General features: G+C 48.9%; 1 pseudogene. It reads right to left on the bottom strand.

Annotated elements, in window-relative coordinates:
- Positions 1 to 231, bottom strand: a pseudogene (locus ACFQ1C_RS10760) (IS4 family transposase); the annotation flags it as partial.

Raw genomic sequence — 231 nt, 5'->3', positions numbered from 1 at the left:
TGACTGCGCAATAAAATCGTATCCTCCAGCATCCGATGTTTAATTTCCCCATAACTATTTTCGATCTCCCATCGCTCAAAATAGACATCCAGTAACGCTTGACCTGAGTGCTGCTGTCCATCGACTAACGAGCACAGTACGCCCTTGATATGGTTGCTGCTAACTGGCTCAGGGTAAAGTACCAGCCGCGCTTGCCAGTGCTCCGGCAAGGAGGGATCTAATTTTCTTGCC

It is taken from the genome of Oceanisphaera ostreae (assembly GCF_042676125.1).
Lineage (GTDB): Bacteria > Pseudomonadota > Gammaproteobacteria > Enterobacterales > Aeromonadaceae > Oceanimonas > Oceanimonas ostreae.
Note: the sequence above shows the minus strand (reverse complement) of the source record. Positions and strands in the feature narration are given on the sequence as shown.